Source organism: uncultured Meiothermus sp. (genome assembly GCF_937863175.1).
Taxonomy (GTDB): Bacteria; Deinococcota; Deinococci; order Deinococcales; family Thermaceae; genus Meiothermus.
Map to the genome: position 1 here is coordinate 1 of NZ_CALMCQ010000118.1, position 18039 is coordinate 18039.

23 protein-coding genes, 1 other RNA gene and 1 pseudogene are annotated in these 18039 nt (G+C 61.7%); 16 read left to right on the forward strand and 9 right to left on the reverse strand.

Annotation, left to right across the window (positions count from 1 at the left end; all coding sequences use genetic code 11):
- From Q0288_RS04720 to Q0288_RS04785, 14 genes are all read left to right on the forward strand, one after another.
- Positions 1–1126 (forward strand): phage minor head protein (locus Q0288_RS04720; protein WP_299427945.1); only part of this gene is annotated, 1126 nt, incomplete at its 5' end.
- On the forward strand, positions 1123–1338 hold the full coding sequence (locus Q0288_RS04725; protein ID WP_299427948.1) for a hypothetical protein: 216 nt from the start codon (positions 1123–1125) through the stop codon (positions 1336–1338). The genes Q0288_RS04720 and Q0288_RS04725, both read left to right, overlap by 4 nt.
- Positions 1339–1409: 71 nt before the next feature.
- Complete coding sequence (locus tag Q0288_RS04730; protein WP_299427950.1) at positions 1410–1916, forward strand: hypothetical protein; 507 nt, start codon at positions 1410–1412, stop codon at positions 1914–1916.
- On the forward strand, positions 1913–2080 hold the full coding sequence (locus tag Q0288_RS04735; protein WP_299427953.1) for a hypothetical protein: 168 nt from the start codon (positions 1913–1915) through the stop codon (positions 2078–2080). Before Q0288_RS04730 ends, Q0288_RS04735 begins: the two co-directional genes overlap by 4 nt.
- Before the next feature lie 5 nt (positions 2081–2085).
- A complete protein-coding gene (locus Q0288_RS04740) occupies positions 2086–4482 on the forward strand; it encodes a phage tail tape measure protein (RefSeq protein ID WP_299428004.1) in 2397 nt (798 codons plus the stop codon).
- Positions 4466–5083, forward strand: a complete 618-nt coding sequence (locus Q0288_RS04745) for a hypothetical protein (protein ID WP_299427956.1) — start codon at positions 4466–4468, stop codon at positions 5081–5083. The genes Q0288_RS04740 and Q0288_RS04745 overlap by 17 nt, the downstream gene beginning before the upstream one ends.
- A 4-nt stretch (positions 5084–5087) precedes the next feature.
- Positions 5088–5759 carry a hypothetical protein gene (locus tag Q0288_RS04750; RefSeq protein WP_299427959.1) on the forward strand — a complete coding sequence of 224 codons (672 nt, stop codon included), beginning with the start codon at positions 5088–5090 and terminating at the stop codon, positions 5757–5759.
- On the forward strand, positions 5749–6228 hold the full coding sequence (locus Q0288_RS04755; protein WP_299427962.1) for a hypothetical protein: 480 nt from the start codon (positions 5749–5751) through the stop codon (positions 6226–6228). Before Q0288_RS04750 ends, Q0288_RS04755 begins: the two co-directional genes overlap by 11 nt.
- Positions 6229–6600 (forward strand): hypothetical protein, encoded by a 372-nt coding sequence (locus Q0288_RS04760; protein ID WP_299427964.1) that lies wholly within the window; start codon positions 6229–6231, stop codon positions 6598–6600.
- Positions 6587–7666, forward strand: coding sequence for a baseplate J/gp47 family protein (locus tag Q0288_RS04765; RefSeq protein ID WP_299427967.1), 1080 nt, complete (start codon positions 6587–6589; stop codon positions 7664–7666). Before Q0288_RS04760 ends, Q0288_RS04765 begins: the two co-directional genes overlap by 14 nt.
- A 2-nt stretch (positions 7667–7668) precedes the next feature.
- Positions 7669–8277 (forward strand): phage tail protein, encoded by a 609-nt coding sequence (locus Q0288_RS04770; RefSeq protein ID WP_299427970.1) that lies wholly within the window; start codon positions 7669–7671, stop codon positions 8275–8277.
- A 9-nt stretch (positions 8278–8286) separates the two neighbouring features.
- Entirely contained in the window at positions 8287–9654 is a 1368-nt protein-coding gene (locus tag Q0288_RS04775; protein ID WP_299427973.1) for a hypothetical protein, read from the forward strand.
- 8 nt (positions 9655–9662) lie between these two features.
- Positions 9663–10136 (forward strand): hypothetical protein, encoded by a 474-nt coding sequence (locus Q0288_RS04780; RefSeq protein WP_119340424.1) that lies wholly within the window; start codon positions 9663–9665, stop codon positions 10134–10136.
- Between the two features lie 256 nt (positions 10137–10392).
- Positions 10393–11241 (forward strand): DMT family transporter, encoded by an 849-nt coding sequence (locus tag Q0288_RS04785; protein WP_299427977.1) that lies wholly within the window; start codon positions 10393–10395, stop codon positions 11239–11241.
- Here the strand turns inward: Q0288_RS04785 and Q0288_RS04790 are convergent.
- The 4 genes from Q0288_RS04790 to Q0288_RS04805 all read right to left on the reverse strand — a co-directional run bounded on the left by Q0288_RS04790 (position 11222) and on the right by Q0288_RS04805 (position 13293).
- Positions 11222–11824: an HNH endonuclease signature motif containing protein gene (locus Q0288_RS04790; protein WP_299427980.1), complete on the reverse strand. Its 603-nt coding sequence runs from the start codon at positions 11822–11824 to the stop codon at positions 11222–11224. The genes Q0288_RS04785 and Q0288_RS04790 overlap by 20 nt on opposite strands.
- A gap of 125 nt (positions 11825–11949) precedes the next feature.
- An RNA gene (gene rnpB / locus Q0288_RS04795) (RNase P RNA component class A) lies at positions 11950–12322 on the reverse strand.
- Positions 12323–12332: 10 nt separating this feature from the next.
- The gene (locus Q0288_RS04800; protein WP_299427983.1) at positions 12333–12905 is read right to left on the reverse strand and encodes an NUDIX hydrolase; all 573 of its coding nucleotides are present in this window, start codon (positions 12903–12905) and stop codon (positions 12333–12335) included.
- Positions 12898–13293 carry a GatB/YqeY domain-containing protein gene (locus tag Q0288_RS04805; RefSeq protein WP_299427984.1) on the reverse strand — a complete coding sequence of 132 codons (396 nt, stop codon included), beginning with the start codon at positions 13291–13293 and terminating at the stop codon, positions 12898–12900. Before Q0288_RS04805 ends, Q0288_RS04800 begins: the two co-directional genes overlap by 8 nt.
- A 90-nt stretch (positions 13294–13383) precedes the next feature.
- On the opposite strand from Q0288_RS04805, the gene purH reads away from it, so the two are divergent.
- On the forward strand, positions 13384–14892 hold the full coding sequence (gene purH, locus Q0288_RS04810; protein ID WP_299427987.1) for a bifunctional phosphoribosylaminoimidazolecarboxamide formyltransferase/IMP cyclohydrolase: 1509 nt from the start codon (positions 13384–13386) through the stop codon (positions 14890–14892).
- A 112-nt stretch (positions 14893–15004) separates the two neighbouring features.
- Here the strand turns inward: purH and Q0288_RS04815 are convergent, their stop codons facing one another.
- From Q0288_RS04815 to Q0288_RS04825, 3 genes are all read right to left on the reverse strand, one after another.
- Complete coding sequence (locus tag Q0288_RS04815; RefSeq protein WP_299427990.1) at positions 15005–15910, reverse strand: EamA family transporter; 906 nt, start codon at positions 15908–15910, stop codon at positions 15005–15007.
- Positions 15911–15985: 75 nt separating this feature from the next.
- Positions 15986–16603: a uracil-DNA glycosylase gene (locus Q0288_RS04820; protein WP_299427993.1), complete on the reverse strand. Its 618-nt coding sequence runs from the start codon at positions 16601–16603 to the stop codon at positions 15986–15988.
- Between the two features lie 67 nt (positions 16604–16670).
- Positions 16671–17036: a hypothetical protein gene (locus Q0288_RS04825; protein WP_299427996.1), complete on the reverse strand. Its 366-nt coding sequence runs from the start codon at positions 17034–17036 to the stop codon at positions 16671–16673.
- 396 nt (positions 17037–17432) lie between these two features.
- Here Q0288_RS04825 and Q0288_RS04830 point away from each other — a divergent pair, with 396 nt between their 5' ends.
- A complete protein-coding gene (locus Q0288_RS04830; RefSeq protein WP_299427998.1) occupies positions 17433–17603 on the forward strand; it encodes a hypothetical protein in 171 nt (56 codons plus the stop codon).
- Here the strand turns inward: Q0288_RS04830 and Q0288_RS04835 are convergent.
- Together Q0288_RS04835 and Q0288_RS04840 are read right to left on the reverse strand one after the other, a co-directional pair.
- Positions 17600–17746: a hypothetical protein gene (locus Q0288_RS04835; protein ID WP_299428001.1), complete on the reverse strand. Its 147-nt coding sequence runs from the start codon at positions 17744–17746 to the stop codon at positions 17600–17602. The two genes, Q0288_RS04830 and Q0288_RS04835, sit on opposite strands and share 4 nt — an antisense overlap.
- A gap of 16 nt (positions 17747–17762) precedes the next feature.
- Positions 17763–18039 (reverse strand): annotated as a pseudogene (locus Q0288_RS04840) (hypothetical protein); the annotation flags it as partial.

Genomic DNA, 18039 nt, shown 5'->3' on the forward strand with positions numbered 1-18039 from the left:
GCTGGACATGGTGCAGGAGGTGGTGGACGCGCTGGACGCTGGGTTGGCCGAGGGCGAGACCTTCGAGCAGTTCCAGAGCCGGCTATCCCTGCGGGTGCAAAAGGCCTGGGGCGGCCAGAGCCCCCATCGGCTGAAAACTATTTTTGACACCAACATCCAGATGGCCTACGGCGCGGGGCGCTATAAGGCCGCCGACGAGCTGCGGGCCGAGCGCCCCTACTGGGGCCTGGCGGTGGTGCTGGATGGCCGCACCTCGCGCATCTGCCTGAACCTGGCGGGGGTGGTGCGGCCGGCGGACGATACCTTCTGGCACACACACACCCCGCCACTCCACTTCAGATGCCGGACCGCACTGGTGACATTTAGCGCAGAGCAGGCCGAGGGCCGGGTGACCCGGATGGTGCCCTTTCAGCCTCCGATGGAGGGCTTTGGCAGCCCGCCGGGCCGCCGGGCCTGGAGCCCCGACCCCGCCGACTACCACCCCGAGCTCTGGGCGGCCTATAACCGGCTGCGCGCCGACGATAGCCCGGCAGTAGAGCACGAGCGGGCCAGGCCCGGAGTGCATTATCAACGGGCTGTAACCCATCTGTCAGCAACCGATCGCGAGACCGTACTCAGAGCGCTTGACAAGGCTAAAGTGCTGGGCTTTCTCGAGCGCAGATCTCTTGGCGACATCAGAATATTAGAGCGCCTGACCGATCCCCTGGACGGAGGGCTGGTTGGCGGTGATTACGACCCGCGCACTCGAAGCATACGCATCTCGGCGGAGCGGCCCCGGCTGAAACGTACTTTCCGGTCTGGCGACTGGGGCGCCGTCGAGCGGGTCTCGGATGTGGCCCCCAACCCAGTGCAATCTATGCAAAAATCACTGGCTCACGAGCTAACTCACGACCTCATCTGGGCGTGGGCAGAGGCCCTCGGCAGCTTTCCAGCGGTGGAGCAGGTTGTGCGCCCCGTATTTAACCGGGCCAACCCGGTGTCTGCCCGGGCGGGCTTTAGCTGGCGCGAGTATCTTTGCGAGACCAATGTCGCCTATATCTACCACCAGGAGCTTTTGCGCCGGCACGACCCAGCGGGCCGTGCTATAATTGGGCAGATGCGCGAGAGGCTGGGGATTCCGCTATGACCACGACGACCCGAAAAACCCCCCGTGAGTTCGGCCAGGAGGTCGAACATCTGCGCGAGTCTGGCCGCTGGTCGCCACAGGAGTACCGCCGCCTGCGTGCCGAGGCGGTTGAGCTTTTTGGCCGCAACTCTGGTATTCTGGACGCTCTGGCCGCCGAGACAGACCCCGAATGGCGCGACCAGGTGATTGCCCCCTTCCCAAACCCCCAGTAAACCGCTAAACTGAATCTAACCTAACCAGCCCTGAACCCAGGGCTGGTTTTTTTGTTGCTTACAGGAGCGCCATGCAGCCCGAACCCCGCCAGAACCGCAACCCCGACACACTGCACCCGAATTTCCGCCCCGCCTTCGAGCGCTGGCGCGAGGCCGCCAACGCCTGGCTGGCCACAACCTACGGCCAGGGCCAGGCCAGCGTGCTAATCGTAGAAACCTTTCGCACCGCCGAGCGGCAGGAGTGGTTGTGGAAAATCGGCCGGGTGCGTGGCTACGGGGTTTTTGGGCGGCCCGTGACCTGGACCACCGACAGCGCCCACGAAATTGGCCACGCGGTGGACGTGGTGCCGCAATTGCGCCAGGGCCAGCGTTGGGTGGCGCGCTGGGACCTGCTGGCCGAACTCTATAAAGCCGTGCCACCAGGGCAATACGGCCTCGAGACCATCCCCGGCGAGCTGCCGCACCTGCAGACGCGCGGGCTGCTGCGGGAGGGCGTGGTGCCGTTTGCCCGGCGCATGGGTCTGAGGTTCAACCAGGTGGTGCGTTCCACCTGGCCACAACAACAGGAGGTAGCATGAGCGATACCCTCGAACGCACCACCCAGCTCCTGGGCCAGCGCCTGGCCCAGGAGATCGTCAACAACGCCTACGCCCAGGCCAGTCTGGAAGCCGCCCAGGAGCGCGAGAAGGCCCTGGAACAGCGGGTAAAAGACCTTGACCAGCCGGAGGTAACCGGGGCGTGAGCCAGATGCGGCTGCAAGTGCTGGTAGACCTGGTGGATCGCATCACCGGGCCTGCCGGGGCTATTCAGCGCTCGCTGCACGGCATTGAGCGGGCCGCCCACCAGGCCGACCTGGCAATGAACCGCCTGCAGACCGGGGCGGTTATCGCCGCTGCCGGAATAGCCGCTGCCGCGCCGCTGGTTCTGGCCACCAACGCCGCCATAGGATTCGAGACCGCGATGGCCGATGTGCGCAAGGTGGTGGACTTTACCCCCGAGTACCCGCCCGAGCGGCTGACGGCCCAGCTGGTCAACCTGTCGCGAGAAATTCCCATCAGTGCCGCCGGTTTAACTAACATCACCGCCGCCGCCGGTCAGGCCGGGGTGGAGATCTCTAACCTGACCCGGTTTACCGAGCAGGCGGCTAGGGTCAGCACGGCCTTTGATATGACCACCCAGCAGTCCGGCGATGTCCTGGCCCGGCTGAGCACCGTTTACGAGCAGAACCTCGATTACGTATTTCAGTTGTCCGACGCGGTTAACCACCTGTCTAACCGGATGGCCAGCACTGCGCCGGACATTCTGGAGGTGCTGTCCCGAGTCGGGTCCTTGGGTAGACAGGCGGGAATGAGCGGTGAGCAGGTAGCCGCCCTGGGCAGCGCCATGCTCTCCACCGGCGCCGCACCCCAGATCGTCAGCACCAGCCTGAACGCGATGATCCGCATCCTCAGCACGGCCACACTGGGGGAAAAGCGGTTTCAACAAGGCCTCGAGGAGCTAGGCTTCACCGCCGAGGGTCTCGAACAGTCCATGCAGCGCAACGCGGTTGGTACCATCATGAATGTGCTCCAGGCCGCCAACCAGGCCCAGAGCCCGGTGCGGGCGCTCTCGCAGCTTTTCGGCGCCGAGTATGGCCCCAGTGTATCCCGGCTGGCGGGCAATCTCGGTCTGGTGCGTCAGGCCCTGGGTTATGTCTCCGACACCACCCAGTTTGCCGGATCGGTACAGCAGGAGTTCATCACCCGTAGCGCCACCACCGCCAATCAGATGCAGCTATTGCGCAACGACCTCGCAGCCATCGGCATCACCATCGGCAACTACTTCCTGCCGCCCCTGCGGGCGGTGGTGGGCTGGCTGCGCAGCGGCGCCGACGCGGTGCTGAACCTGGCCCAGCAGTACCCCGGCCTCACCCAGGGCATCGGCTTTGCCGTGGCCGCCCTGAGCCTGCTGGTCATCGGCGCGGGCGGTCTGGTGATGGCCCTGGGTGCCCTGGGCTTTGCCACCAGCTACGCTTCCATCGGGGTGCTGACCCTGCGCCAGACTTTTGAGGTCGCCCTGCTGCGGGCCTGGGATCTGGCGGGGGCATTAGACCGCCTGATTGCCCGCTTCTGGGCCCTGGGTGGCCCCCTTGGGGCGGCCAGAGCGGGGGTGCTGGCCCTGGCGGGGGCCTTCCGCGTCCTGACCCTGGCCATGCTGAAAAACCCGGTGGTGCTGATTGCGACGGCAGTAATAGCCCTGGGCGCGGCCTTCGTCTGGGCCTGGAACCGCGTGGCCCAGTTCCGCGACCAGGTGTGGCAGGCACTCTTCCCCTTGATACTGGGCTGGAACAATTTCCGCGCCGCCATCGCCGGCCTGGCGGCCCAGTTCGGGCCAGTGGGCGAGTTTATCGCCGCCGGCCTGGGCCGGGCCCAGCTTGCCCTGGGCGATCTGGCCTATGTCTACGGGTTTGTGCTGGGCTTCCTCTTCACCTTTACCATCGGGGTCTTCGCCCGCATCGGGGCGGCCATCCTGCAGAGCCTGATCGGCTGGGTGACTATCGTGCGCGGCCTGCTGGAGGTGATTGTGGGCCTCTTCACCGGCAACTTCGACCGGGCCCGGGCCGGGGTAAGCGTGATTATGGAGGGCGTGCTGCAGGTCATCACCGCGCCCCTGCGGGTGCTGGGCCAGGATGCGGTGGACTGGGGCCGGAACATCATGATCGGCCTGGCCACCGGCATTGCTGACGGCCTGGCCTGGGTGCGAGCCAAAATAACCGAGGGGGCCGAAGCCATCAAGGGCTGGTTTAGCAACCTGATGAAATTCGGCAGCCCCAGCCGGGTCTTTGCCGGTTATGGCCTGATGCTTTCGCTGGGCCTGGCCCAGGGCATTGAGTCGGGTCTGCCCCATGTGGCCGACGCAGTAGCGGCAATGGCGATAGAGCCCCAGATGCAGATCGCCCAGCCCCTGGCCGTGCCCGCCCCGCCGCAGGCCCAGCGCGCCGCCCGGCAGGCCCCCCAGGTGCATATCACCATCGAAAATATCCATATTGGTGCCGGCCAGTCGCCCCAGCAGGTGGTGGAGGGCCTGCAGTCGGCGCTGCGCGAGGCGGTGCTGCTGGCCTTTGAAGAAGCGGCCGTCGAGGAGGGTTATGGCCCGAATTCCTGACCCCTGGCGGAACCCCGAGATCTGGGAGACCCTGGTATTGCTGGGGCCGCAGGGCCGGGTCACCATCCCCAACGTTACGGTCAATGTGCGCGGTGGGGGGCTGGAGGAAGACCATGCCCCTAACCCAGGCAACGACGGCGGCGAGCGCACCATTCTGGGCTACCGCGACGCCGAGGTCGAGGTGGAGGCCGTGGCCGATACCCAGGCCGAGCTCGACAATTTGCGGGCCGTCCTGGAGCTCTACCGCAACCGCCGGGGCCAGCCGCCCAGCGTGCTCCAGGCTGCACACCCCAACCTGCAGCTACATGGCGTGCGCCACGTCTATCTCTTCGAGGTGGAAAGTCCCGACTTTAGCCGCGATACCGGTTTTGTGCTGCGCTTCAAGCTGCGCGAGTGGCAGGCCAGCGAGCGGCGCAATACCGAAAAGACCAGCAAGGTGGGCGACCCGCCCCCCGGCGGCGCGGGCACGGCAGCCCCCGGCGGCAACCAGACCAGCGCCCAGAAAGCCGACCAGAACCGGCCCAGCGTAGCGGGGCTGGGCAGGGTCGAGCAGGGCATAACCGACGGTTCGGCTGCTGCCAATAGACGGCTGGGAAGGTGAGACAATGGCCCTGCTGCTCGCCAACACCGCTCCAGTCTCCGAGGGCCGCATCACCCTGCCCCGCACCGGCCGCCTGACGGCCAGCCTGCGCCTGGCGGTTACCAGCGCCCCAGTCAGCCGGGGCGAGGCTGTCACCCTGCGTTTCGAGACCGGGGAAAGCCTGGCCACCACCTGCCTGGACGTGGGCCGGGACGGGGGCTTCTGGCGGCTCTACCTGGTCGGCGGAGCGGGCGGGCTGGACCGGCTATTACGGCCCAAGTTCTACGAGGGAATTCCGGCCCGCACCGTCCTGCTCGACCTGTTGCAGGAGGTAGGCGAGACCCCCGGTGAGGTTGACGCCCCCGAGGTGCTGCTGCGCTACACCCGCTACGCTCACCCGGCCTGGGAGGAGCTAAGGCGGCTCTTGTTGCTGCTGCAGGGGCGCACCTGGCGCATACAACCAGGTGGACAGGTCTGGGTGGGCCGCGAGACCTGGCCCGCCTTTGCTCAAAAGCTGCGCGCGGTGCAGTACGACGCTGCCCAGCGCCGCTACTGGTTCACCCTGGTTCCGGCGCTGCAGCCGGGAGTGCGCCTGGAGGGCTCGGTGGGCGGCCACGAAATCCAGTTCGGGCCGGTCGAACGAGTGGTTCATCACATTGGCCGCGCCAACCGCACCGAGGTGTTCTGTGGCAACTGAGCGGCTCAAAAGGGCGTTATTGAAGCTGGTGAGCGACCAGCGGATAGACTCGCTGGCGCTCTACCCCTGCCAGGTGCTGCGCGACCACGGCGATATGCGGCTCGACCTGCAGCCCGACCGGGCCGATCTGCCGTTGCTGGTGCACATTCCCCTGCGCACCATGCTGCCGGGGGTAACGGTGCGGGTGCGGCAGGGTGCGCGGGTGCTGCTGGGCTTTGAAAATGGCGACCCCAGCCGGCCCGTGGCCACCCTGTTCGACGGCGGGGCCCTGGAAAATCTGACCATTCACGCCCAGACCTCCATCACTCTTCAGACTCCCGATCTGGACCTGGGCGACGAGGGCGGCACCGGGGTGTTGCGGCAGAATAAATCGGTCACCTGGGTCTTTGCGGCCCCGGTGGTGCCCGGTGTGCCGGTTAGCGCTGACCCGGTGGCGGGGGGCTCGAGCATCGTAAAGGCGGTGGGCTAGATGACCGATTTGGGCACCGACTACAGCCTGATTGAGCGCCGCCTCAAGACCGGCCTGGACAACCTGCGGGGGGCCATCCTGCGACAGCTACAAACCCCACGCGGGGGGCTGTTCTACGACCCCGGCTATGGCTTCGATCTGCGCGAGGCGGTAAACGCGCCCTGGAACGCTCAGACCAGATACCAGCTCGAGACTTTCGCTCAGGCCGCCGTGGAGCGCGACCCCCGGGTGCTGGAGGCCGAGGTGGAGGCCAGGCAGATTGACTTAGAGCGCATCCGGCTGACCATCCGGGGCCAGACCGCCGCCGGGCCGTTTGCGCTGGTGATTGACGCTACTGCCCTGACCGTGGAGGTGCTGCGTGCCGACGCTTGAGCAACTACTGCAACCCCGCAACCAGCAACAGGTACTGGCGCGGCTGCTGGCCATCCTGCAGACCAAGGGCTACGGACCTAACGACTGGATCGCTGGCTCGGAGCAGCGCACCCTGATCGAGCTGCACGCCGAGGGCATGGCCGAGCTAGAAGCCCTGCGGGTTGCCATCACCCGGGGCGGTTACCTGGACACCGCCGAGGGGGCTTTCCTCGACCTGCTGGGCTTCAATGCCTACAGCCTGCTGCGCAAAGAGGCCACCTTCGAGCGGCAGCGGTTTACCCTGACCTGCCTGTCTGGCTTCGGCCCCTATAACATTCAGGCTAACCAGCTCTGGGCCGGAATTGGCGACCTGCGCTTCAATAACCTGGTGGGCGGCCTGCTCAACCCCGGCAGCACGCTCTCGCTGGAGTTCCGGGCCGAATCTACCGGCACCGCCTACCGCATCGCTCTGGGCACCGGCACCACGCTATTCACGCCTCTGCCCGGAGTAACCATTACCAACGACCAGGTAATCGAGGCGGCCATCAACCGCGAAACAGACGCGCTATTCCGCGAGCGCTGCCGGCTGCGCTGGGCCGAGCTGGGCTACGGCAGCACTGCTGCCGCGTATCAATCCTGGGCGCTCTCGGCCGACCCCAGCATCACCAAGGTGCGGGTGCTGGATCAGAACCCGCGCGGGCAGGGCACGCTCGATGTGGTGCTGTGGGGCGAAGGTGGCCTGGGTGGGGCAGCGGTGGCGGCTGCCAACGCCAGCATTCAGCAGCGCAAACCGCTAACCGCCAATGTTGCGGTCTACGCGGCCTCTGCAGTCGGTATTTCGGTGACCGCCACCATCCGGGTGCGCAGCGGCTTTCTGGCGCAGGCCCAGAGCCAGGCTGCCGCCGGTCTCTCGGCTCTGCAGCTAGCCCTCCCGATTGGCGCTACAGTCTTTCGCTCAGCCATTATTGAGGCCCTCTTTGGCCCACATGTTGCCGATGTTGCCCTGTCACAGCCCGCCGCCGACCTGACCCTAACCAGTATCCAGGTCGCCCAGTTTACGTTCAGCCCGAGCTGGCTCGAGGTCTAAACATGTCCGAGATTGCTCTTTACCGCATCCGCCTGCTGGAAGACTGGCTGCGCGACCGCTCGCCGCCGTGGTTCCAGGGACCGGAAGCGGGGCCGCAGATTGAGGGGCACGGCAGGTTGTTGGACGAACATGCAGAGTGGGTGGCCACCGCTATTCGGGCCCGCCACGCCGAACTGGCCCCCGAAGACGCCCTCAACCTGCTCGGGGCCGAGCGCGGCCTGACCCGCTACCCCGGCGAGTCGCTGGAGACCTGGCGGGACCGGGTGCTGGGGGCCTGGGAATTCTGGACCTGGGCCGGCACCGAGCACGGGATGCAGACCGCCCTGGCTCAACTCGGTTACAGCTCAGCGATTGTGCCACGCTGGCTATCGGTTCCGGCCGACTGGTCGGAATTCGACGTTTTCATCTACCCGGCCCGCAGGAGCTTTGATGGGTCGCCAGCCGAGCGCCACCGCATCCTCTCTATCATTGGCCAGGTCAAGGCCGGCCACACCCGGCTGCGCCAGCTCACCTACGTCAGTTTTGGACCCCTCACCTGGGACCCCCCGGGCCTGACCTGGGACCCGCCCGGCCAGGTCTGGGGCGACGCTCCCGTTCAGCTTTTCCCGTAGGAGGAATGAATGCCAAAAACCCTCACCCCCGTCTCTGTCTTTCCGTCCAGCATACCCAACTTTCCCCTGGCCGGCGCAGGCGAGCCAGTGGCCATCGGTCCGCTGGAAAGCGCCGTGCAGGCGGTACTCAACCGCACCGAGCACCTGCACACCAGCCGACAGGTGGTCGAGACCACCGGCGTCCGGCGCATCCAGCGCGTGGTCAGTCTGACCGCGCTGCAAAACCTGGCCGGAATGGCCGACGGCGACACGGTGGACGTTGAAGGCTATGGACGTTATCGCTTGTACAACCCCAGCGCCCTAACCGCCGACGGCCTGTGGATTCTGACCGCCACCGGCGGAGGCCGCTGGGTGCACACCGCCTACCTGATGCGCGGCGCATCCAACGCCTGGGCCATGCTCGACAGCGGAGGCAGGCTGGCGCAGGATGTGCGGGATGCAAGCATCCTGACCCAACACATTGCTAATCAGGCGGTAACTTCTGCCAAACTGGCCCCCGGCAGTGTGGTGGGCCATTTGGGCTACACCCCGCTGAATAAGGCGGGAGATATCATGACCGGACCGCTCAACATCAACAATGAGCGGCTGTTCAATGTGTTTGTGAGCCAACACGATACGACCGTTCGCTACTATTATCTAGGCCGTATTGAAAGCGGATCCGGAATCCTAAAAATAAACGGCATCTTGGGAGGCCACACCATTGGTCAGGGTCGAGCCAATGTCGATTTGCAATTTGCATTTCGCGATGGCTTCCGTGCCGATGGTTACATCATGGGCACAGTAGATCGCGCCGACGTATTGGTAAGAGACGGCGGCGACGGCTGGGCGTATGTTTACCTGGTTACTAAACAATATGCATTAGTCAACTTGGAACTCTCTTCATCCCATATTGCACAACAAATAACGTACGACGGCACATATTCGACATCTGCGCCTAGTGGAACTACTCTGTATCAGTTAAGCGACGATTTTACTAACAACACGCATCCCAACACGCTAAAAATGAATAATGGAGTGCTGCAAGCCCGATACGACCACGCAAACAGATTTTCGATTAGTGAACATGCCCCCCAGGCGGTAGGCATAAGTCCCGGTGGCATTACAGATTTGGCTATAGGAAGGATAAATGTTCCCGCCGGAAAGAGTTTGTATATCCGTCGGGTGCGCTATATGTTCTTAGATCCATTGCGATTGAGGATCGGCACTTCTCAAGCTGTTTGGACAGCAAGCAATGCGAATATGGATGCAGACGTAAATTTTGCGATATTTGCGGGTTCAGGAACCACTGATTTAAGTATAGTTGTTACCAATGTAGGGACGAGTAACCAAACTTTGTTTTATGCTCAAGGGGTGTGGGTAGAGTTTGAAATCCGTTAGGAGGCTGCATGAATACTGCAATCAGTAAACTGCTACCCTACTCTGAATCAGGCATCGTCAGCCGCCACAGCGACGACACGCTAATCATCAGCGGCTTCCGCAACGATATAAACCTCGAGGCGCTACAAGCCGAAATCGAGGCCGAATGGCTCGAGCTTGCCAAGGAAGAGGCGGCCATTCAAATCAAAAACGCCCTAACCGCCGCCCAGGAATCCCGTCGCCCAGCAAATTTCTCTGATCTGACTGTCAAACTACAGCTCGGCAGAATCACCCCTGCCGAGCGTGAGCAGTTGAATGCCTACTACGACGCGCTGGATGAGCTGGAGCGGGAGGCAAAGGCGCTGCTCCAGAAGCTGGAAAAGGCCGAAAGCGTAGAAGTGGTAAATAAAATCCCTTGGCCGGAATGGGTAGGGTGGGAGGCGTTGCCGCTCCGGCTCAAGCTGGAGGTGGAGCAAACTTATCCTGAAGCTTCTAATAAATGACTTATTTATCTCATGCGTATTTCACTGGTTGCTAATCCATTCAAAGCCAAAACTGGTGACATTTAGCGTGTTTCTCATCTTTCAAGTGGTGACATTTAGCGTGGCGTAAAATGGGCAAATAGCGTGGCGCGTGACAAACACCATTTGCAGATAATGGAAATTACGCTGCTTAATCCGCCTTTCTGATGCAACAAAAGGATCCTCTGGCAGGGTCTTAATACTTGGAGGCATCCCCTCCAACTGATAGATTTCTGGGGTGGATCGGGCCGGAATCATCTTCGTCGGGCTCTCGGCTTTGGGGTTTGCTACCCTCGGAATCTTTGGCAAAATCGCTTTCGGTTTAGGCTGGTCGTCCTCCGACTTGCTCTCCTGGCGGATGGCGCTGGCAGCCGTTCTGGTCTGGGGCTGGCTGCTGTGGCGTGGGGGGTGGCGCTTTCGCGCCTCCGAGGCTCTGGTTCCTTTTTTGCTGGGGGCGGTGGGCTACGCGACCCAGACCACCCTCTATTTCGCAGCGTTGGAGCGCCTGCCGGTGGGGGTACTGGTGCTGTTGCTCTATGTCTACCCGGTGTTTGTGGTGTTGCTGGCCTGGATTCTCGAGCGCGAGCAACCTACCCAGGCTGCCCTGCTGGCGATAGGACTGGCCTTGTTGGGTATTGCCCTCACCACCGATCTTTCGGGGCGGGTGGGGCTGTTGGGGGGGCTGCTGGCCCTGGCCTCGGCTGCCGTGTATGCAACCTATTTGCTGGTGAGTGCGCGGGTGAGCCGGGTCACCGATCCGGTGGTTACCTCGGGTTATGTGTTTATAGGGGCGACCCTCTCGTTTGCTGCCCTGGCTCTGCTGGATGGGCAGCTCAAAATTCCCGACAGCCTGCCAGACTGGGGCCTTGTCTTGGGCATCAGCACGGTCGCAACGGTCTTTCCGGTGATTCTGATTTTTGTGGGTCTGCGCCGGATTCGTGCGACCCAGGCCTCGATTGTTTCGATGCTAGAGCCCCTTTTTACCATTGCCATGGGTGTGCTGATCCTGGGAGAGCGCCTGGGCCAGGCGCAACTGCTGGGTGGGGTTCTGGTTCTGCTCTCGGTATTTATCCTTCAACGACGTTGAGCTTTTTACGCTTGGTGGCAAGGGCTCGAGTCATCTGCTTGTGGCAGGGCTGGCACAGCGTGCGCAGGTTACCGGGCGCGTGAGTGCCGCCCTCCACCACCGGCAGGATATGGTCGGCCTCCCACATATCCGAGGGCTTCTTCCAGGCTTTGCGGGGCCGCCAGCTCTTAGGCAGCTCTGAGGCAAAGCCGTGAAAGCCGCACCTGGAGAGCCTCTCGGCCAGTTCAGCGTACTGGCCTGCCAACCCTTTGTACTCGGCAAAGCGGTAGAGGTTTTTGTGCAGCCGGTGGCCGCGCCCGATCTGTGCGGCAGCCTTCCACAGGTTCATCAGACTGCTCTTGAGCTTGCGGGTGTCGGTGCCGCAGACCTGGCAAACGCCCTTCTCACGTTTTCGCAGATGCTGCCGTGCATAATTCCAGTGGGCCAGCAAGCGGTACTGGTGTACGCACTCCTCGCTGCACCAGGTCCTGCGGCCCGGCGGCACTTCGTTGTTGCAGGGTGCATAGCGGCACAGCCTGCGCCCGTTGGGGCCGCGTTCTTCATGCTGGCGCAGTTGCTCTACGCCAAGGAGGCGGCGATTCATGGGTGGATTGTACTCCTGTGGCAGGATTGCCCAAAAAAACGGATGCCGATCCAAGCAGTCCAGGGTGCCGCCGATCCCCCGGCCCCCTCCCCAAAAAGGGGAGGAAGGGTGGCCGAGAATGGTCAGGGGAGGGAAGAGGCGTAAGCCGGGTTCTGTTTCCGCAGCCATCTCTCTGGGATGAGTGTTGCCACTCACCTCGAGCGTCCCTACCACAGGTCCTAGCGAACCGGGTCAGTTCTCCCTGGTGTATCGCCTCGACTTGGCGAGACGCGGGACTTGCAGCAGATGGGGTTTGCCTAGCTCCCCCTGTCTCCAGGGGCACTGGTGCGCTCTTACCGCACCGTTTCACCTTGACCGCTCGCCCGAGGGCGAGGGCAGTCTGCTTTCTGTTGCACTATTCCGTCGGGTTACCCCGCCCAGCCGTTAGCTGGCATCATGCCCTGTGCTGCCCGGACTTTCCTCTAGTGGTTTCCCACCAGCGGCTGCGCCCTCTTCCCGAAGCCTTATTTTAGCAGAGATAGCCCATTTCAGTAAGGATGGGCTTGGCCCGTAGCAAGGTGATGACATGGGTGGCTTCGTTTAGCAGACCCCGATCCAGCATCCCATACACTTCTTCCAGGGAGAACTCCACTACCTCGATCAGTTCGCCGTCCTCTGGCTCCGCAGGCCGGACAATCTGACTGTCCAGCGCAATAAAGGGGTTGATGGTAGCGGCTAAGATGCCCGCTAAAGGCCGAAAGGGCTGGATAGGTAGAAGCTCCCTGGCCTCGGCCCCCACTTCCTCACGTAATTCGCGCCTGGCACCTTGTTCGGGGGTTTCACCCGGCTCGGCAGAACCCCCAGGAAGTTCAAAAAAATAAGTTCCCCATACATGACGGTACTGGTGTACCAACAGTACGCTTCTTTGCAGGGTGATGGGGAGGATGGAGACCCACTGGTGGTGGCCTGGTACGTACATGTAGGTCACCTCGCGGCCGTTGTGGGTGCGGAGCTGCTCGCGCACGATGGGGTAGGGGTTGCGGACGACGGGCTCGAGCGAAAGCCGAGTCCAGGGATTGGCGGGCCTGTCTGACCTAGCCATGGACGATCTTCTCGATCACCCGCTTGACCCGATCCCCTGGCGCGACCGGCCCCAGCGCCCTGGTCACCACCCCAATCGCGGCCAGGGGCGACTTGAGCGAGGCAAAGTCCACATTGACCCGTACCCAGGCCTCGATCTCGGCCTCGCTCATCTCCTGCGGCAGGTATTTGTCCAGGAAGGCAATTTCAAAGGTGTTCTGGTTCTCTTCCGCTGTGACCCGCAGGGCCTTGAGGACTTTGACCGCATCGGTATCGGGCAGGGGTCTCCCGTCGCCCTTGCGATCTAGTTCCGACTTGACCACCCTGGCAAAGTCACGGCTGGCGGTGTCGCCCCGCTTCATGGCCTCGATTATTTCTTTTTTGATTCCGTCGAAAATGGTCGTGCTCATGCCGTTAGTATAGTCAATGGTTAATAGACCATAGACTATAGACAATAAACATTCGGCCATCGGCGAGACCAAGGGTATGATTTTCCCGGTATGCGCGCGTTGTTATCGGTATCGAACAAGACGGGTCTGGTGGAGTTTGCCAGGGGTTTGGCGGAGCTGGGGTTTGAGCTGGTTTCTACGGGCGGAACCCTCAAGACGCTAGAGTCGGTGGGACTGGCCGTGAGCTATGTGTCCGAGATGACGGGCTTTCCCGAAATTCTGAACGGGCGGGTCAAAACCCTGCACCCCCGCATTCACGCCGGACTGCTGGCCACCAAGAGCCCTGAGCACGAAGCCGAGTTGCAGGCCCACCACCTGACCCGGATAGACCTGCTCTGCGTCAACCTCTATCCGTTTCGCGAGACGCTTGCGCGGGGGGCTTCCTTTGAAGACTGCCTCGAGCACATTGACATCGGCGGGCCGGCCATGCTGCGGGCTGCGGCCAAAAACCACCCGGCGGTGCTGCCGGTGTGCGACCCAGCCGACTACCAGACCGTGCTGCAAGCCCTGCGGACGGGCATCAGCGGCGAGTTCCGCCGTCAGCTGGCCTACAAAGCCTTTGCCCACACCGCAGCTTACGACGCGGCTATCTCCGAGTTTTTAGCCTACGAGAAATTCCCCAAGACCAAACTGCTAACCCTGGAGCGACTGCCAGAGGTGGAGTTGCGATATGGCGAAAACCCCCACCAGGAAGCCGCCCTGTATGGCCTTGAAGGCCAGACCGGCCCGGTGCTCCACGCCCGGGTTCTGGCCGGAAAACCGATGGGCTTTAACAACTATGCCGATGCCGATGCAGCCTGGGGCCTGGTCTCGGAGTTTGAGCTGCCCGCCTGTGTAGTGGTCAAACATGCCAACCCTTGCGGGGTAGCCCTGGCCGATAAGCCCAGGGCTGCCTGGGAACGCGCCCGCGATGCCGATACCCTCTCGGTGTTTGGGGGGGTGGTGGCCCTGAACCGCCCGGTGGACCTGGAGACTGCCATAGCAATGCGCGGAACCTTTCTGGAGGTGCTGATTGCCCCCGAGATCAGCCCCGAAGCCCTGGAATGGTTCCGGAACAAAAAACCCGATCTACGGGTGCTGGTGGCGGCCCGCCACGACGCCGATAGCCTCGAGTTCCGCCCCCTGGTGGGGGGCTTTCTGGCGCAGGATCGCGACTTTAGGCGCTGGGAGGAGCTGCACCTCAGCTATGTGACCGAGCGTATCCCCACACCAGCGGAGCTGCTCGACCTAAAGTTTGCCTGGTACGTGGGCAAGCACACCCGTTCCAACAATGTGGTGCTGGCCAACGACGGCGTAACGGTGGGCCTGGGTACCGGCGCGGTGAGCCGTATCTGGGCCGCTGAACGGGCCATCCTGAACGCAGGTGAAAAGGCCAGAGGGGCCGTTTTGTCCTCCGAGGCCTTTTTCCCTTTTGACGATGTAACTCGGGCCGCTGCTGCGGCGGGAGTGACCGCTATGGTGCAACCGGGCGGGGCCAAGCGGGATGAGGAAGTAATTGCCGCCTGCAATGAGCTGGGGGTGGCGATGATTTTTACCGGCTCACGGCATTTCAGGCATTGAGGGTACTCACCTCGCGCTATAGCGGGTGACAGGCAAGCGCAGATACCGGGTAGCTGAGGATTTGCATAATTTGTTCACGAGCAGATCATCGTGAAAATATGCACAAATAGTATCAGGGTTGTGATGTATTTTGGGCTGCAGGTTTCATTCGGCTGCGGAAAACCAGACCAACCCCCACGAGCACCAGCACAGCGCCAACCAGGGTCCAAACTCCGATGGATTCCTGCAAAAATGCCCAACCAAGCAAAAGTGCAATCACTGGATTAACGTAGGCATAGGTGGTTACCAGGCTCAGGGGCAACAGCCGTACCGCAAAGATGTAGGAGGTATAGGCAATTAGCGATCCAAAGATGATCAGGTAGAGGTTGGCGGCCCAGCCCGCCGCCGTGGGAGTGTGCCAGTCTTCGCCCAGCAAGGGCGAGAGCAGCAAGAAGCCCAGTCCAGCAAAAAGCTGCTGGTACCCCGAGATGACGACGGGCTCGAGGCGGGGACTGCTTCGCTGGGTGTAGAGGGTTCCGGTGGCCCACAAGAGTGGCGAGATGAAGAGCAGAATAAAGGCCAGGACACTGGTTGGGGTGCCTTCACCGAGTTTGGGCACATTCAGGATCAGGATGCCCAGTAGACCCATCAGGAGGCCCACGATCAGCCATCCAGGAGGCCGTTTGCGGTTTAGTAAGCCCTCCAGAATTGCCATCCAGATGGGGGTGGTGGAGATCATCAGGGCCACATAACCTGAAGGCACATACTGGGTGGCCACCAGAATCAAACCGTTGCCGCCAATCCACAGCACCGTTCCCGACAGCGCCAGCATCCCCATTTCTGGCCAGCTCAAGCGTACCTGCCAGCGTTGCCATACCGCAAACCCCAGCAGAAGCAGTGCAGCCGGGATGAAGCGCGTAGCCCCCATCCAGAAGGGCTCAAAGCCGTTGTTGGTGCCAATTTTGAAAGCCAGGTAGGTGCTGCTCCAGACCAGATAGACCACCAGCAGGTGAAATAATCCAGCGCGGGAGAGGGTCATTTTGGGGAGAGGAATAAGAGATTTGGGGCGTAGGGCAGTGCGGGGATGGAGACGGTTTCCGACCCAATTTCTTGGTCAAAACAGTGATTCCTGACGGATGGCCTTGATTTCCACGCCTGGCTTGGAGGGAAGAGCCTCGAGGGTAGACCGGACAAGCAGGATGTCCTGCCAGGTGAGGTGTTTGGGGCTACCTGGTTCGCGGGAAGGGTTGCGTAGCAGGTAGGCCGGATGGAACATCGGGAAAATCTTGATCCCCTGCCATTCGAAAAACTTTCCCCGTACTTTGGAGATGGAGAGCTTCTCGCCCGCAAAAAACTCGAGGGCGGTGGCACCTAAGGGAATGATGATCTGCGGCCTGATGAGCTGGATCTGTTTGTTCAGCCACAATGAGGTGCAGGTTTTGGCCTCGAGCGGCCCGGGAACGCGGTTCTGCGGTGGGCGACACTTGACGATATTGGCGATGTAGACACTCTGGCGGGGGATTCCGGCGGCCTCGAGGATTTTGTCGAGCAGTTGTCCGCTACGCCCAACAAAAGGCCGCCCCTGAACATCTTCATCTTCGCCAGGGCCTTCACCCACAATCATTAACCTGGCATCCGGACTGCCTTCCCCAAACACCACCTGGGTGCGACTGGTGGACAGGCCACAGGCCATGCAGGCTCTGGCTTGGGCGGCAAGGAGTTCGAGGTTCATAACTGAAAGTCTACCGTCGACCGAAGGTATGATGAACGGCCAACAGTTATGGGATTTCTGGCCAGTACTACACGGGCTTACGTGCCTTGCGGGCCTCCCGACGAACCTTGGGGTCGAGGCCAATCATCAGAAAAAAGTTCTCGAGCGCGTTTTCCTGCCCCTTGATCTCGGAGTGCGCATCCTCGGCAGTCCCGGTTACGAAGGGCAGTTCCTGATACAACTCCAAGGCTTGACCTACCACTGCATCGGGTCCTTCGGCTTCAGCTACCTCAGCCAGTCTGGCATAAATTTCACGCCGGGCCTCGGCGTGCTGGCGGAAGATATCGGGGTTCGGTGTCTCCGGTGCCCGAAGAACATCCTGCTTAGCGATGCGGCGATAGTGTTTGAGGCCGCGCACAATTTCTTCGGTGGAGAGCGTCACCTTGTACTCCATCCTTGCTCCTTTCAACTCAGAACCCTTCCTGGGATAAAAGTTGGTCTTACCAGAGTGATTATAGGATTCATAAAAATAGAGTGTCAACGCGACAATCTTTGTATTAAATCTAAAAACGCTGGAGTGACGTACTATAACAAGAATATTGAAAGGACTCCGGGTCGCATAACTCTTTGGTTGCGCTGCCATGGCTTGAAGCCTCGAGACTCCGGGGGGGGTTGCTGGCATGCCGCCTCGATCTTCTGTGTATAACTCTTAACCTGAACGCTATCATCCACTACCTGGCAGCCATCCGCGCTGTGCTGTAAAACCTCACGCGCCCTGCCGTCACCACTCCCTGGCAGGTATACGGGTAAGCTCACAAGTCACTTACCTGATCGCAACTGACCTGCCAGGATGCCGCGCCAGGTGGCTACAGGGGTAGCTATCTGGGCTGGCGATCTGGTGCTCGATGTACCCACAAGGGTGATTTACATCCCTAAAGCCTGGCCCGGTATCTCCTCGAGCGAACGTAAGAGCATAAAAAAGGCGAACCATGCCCGCCACATCAACGCTGAAGCCGACTAAAGGCCCAGGGTCAGTTCCAGAATCAGCCAGCCCAGAAAAATAACTGCCGAGAAAATCGAGATGGTATGGCGTACCGAGGCTTTGCCCTTGATTTCACTGTGGTTCAGAAGGTTTTTGAGGGTTTTTTGGGCGCGACCTGTCATGACAAATCACTCCTTGCTAGTAATAGAGCCCGGGGAAGGTTTGATTGCGGCCCGAGCTTTTGGCCTCAGTCTGGAAGCGGCCTGCGCGTGCCAGCACTTCCTGGGCTGTAGGCTCGTCGTCGCGGCCAGCAAAGCCAAGGCTGATGGTCACTTTGAGTTCGGGGTGCAGGTGGTTCCAGGGGTATTTAAGCACCGCCACCCGCAGCCGCTCACACACCCCGAAAGCCCGGTCGCCGGTGATGCCGCGCAGAATCAGGGCAATCAGTAAAAACTCAGTTGCTGATGCTTTAATC

Coding starts and splice junctions, on each gene's coding strand:
- Q0288_RS04775 (WP_299427973.1), top strand. CDS start 8,287: ATGCCAAAAACCCTCACCCCCGTCTCTGTCTTTCCGTCCAGCATACCC.
- Q0288_RS04815 (WP_299427990.1), bottom strand. CDS start 15,910: ATGACCCTCTCCCGCGCTGGATTATTTCACCTGCTGGTGGTCTATCTG.
- Q0288_RS04735 (WP_299427953.1), top strand. CDS start 1,913: ATGAGCGATACCCTCGAACGCACCACCCAGCTCCTGGGCCAGCGCCTG.
- Q0288_RS04745 (WP_299427956.1), top strand. CDS start 4,466: ATGGCCCGAATTCCTGACCCCTGGCGGAACCCCGAGATCTGGGAGACC.
- Q0288_RS04730 (WP_299427950.1), top strand. CDS start 1,410: ATGCAGCCCGAACCCCGCCAGAACCGCAACCCCGACACACTGCACCCG.
- Q0288_RS04750 (WP_299427959.1), top strand. CDS start 5,088: ATGGCCCTGCTGCTCGCCAACACCGCTCCAGTCTCCGAGGGCCGCATC.
- Q0288_RS04790 (WP_299427980.1), bottom strand. CDS start 11,824: ATGAATCGCCGCCTCCTTGGCGTAGAGCAACTGCGCCAGCATGAAGAA.
- Q0288_RS04770 (WP_299427970.1), top strand. CDS start 7,669: ATGTCCGAGATTGCTCTTTACCGCATCCGCCTGCTGGAAGACTGGCTG.
- Q0288_RS04800 (WP_299427983.1), bottom strand. CDS start 12,905: ATGGCTAGGTCAGACAGGCCCGCCAATCCCTGGACTCGGCTTTCGCTC.
- purH (WP_299427987.1), top strand. CDS start 13,384: ATGCGCGCGTTGTTATCGGTATCGAACAAGACGGGTCTGGTGGAGTTT.
- Q0288_RS04820 (WP_299427993.1), bottom strand. CDS start 16,603: ATGAACCTCGAACTCCTTGCCGCCCAAGCCAGAGCCTGCATGGCCTGT.
- Q0288_RS04780 (WP_119340424.1), top strand. CDS start 9,663: ATGAATACTGCAATCAGTAAACTGCTACCCTACTCTGAATCAGGCATC.
- Q0288_RS04835 (WP_299428001.1), bottom strand. CDS start 17,746: ATGACAGGTCGCGCCCAAAAAACCCTCAAAAACCTTCTGAACCACAGT.
- Q0288_RS04805 (WP_299427984.1), bottom strand. CDS start 13,293: ATGAGCACGACCATTTTCGACGGAATCAAAAAAGAAATAATCGAGGCC.
- Q0288_RS04825 (WP_299427996.1), bottom strand. CDS start 17,036: ATGGAGTACAAGGTGACGCTCTCCACCGAAGAAATTGTGCGCGGCCTC.
- Q0288_RS04740 (WP_299428004.1), top strand. CDS start 2,086: ATGCGGCTGCAAGTGCTGGTAGACCTGGTGGATCGCATCACCGGGCCT.
- Q0288_RS04830 (WP_299427998.1), top strand. CDS start 17,433: ATGCCGCGCCAGGTGGCTACAGGGGTAGCTATCTGGGCTGGCGATCTG.
- Q0288_RS04760 (WP_299427964.1), top strand. CDS start 6,229: ATGACCGATTTGGGCACCGACTACAGCCTGATTGAGCGCCGCCTCAAG.
- Q0288_RS04725 (WP_299427948.1), top strand. CDS start 1,123: ATGACCACGACGACCCGAAAAACCCCCCGTGAGTTCGGCCAGGAGGTC.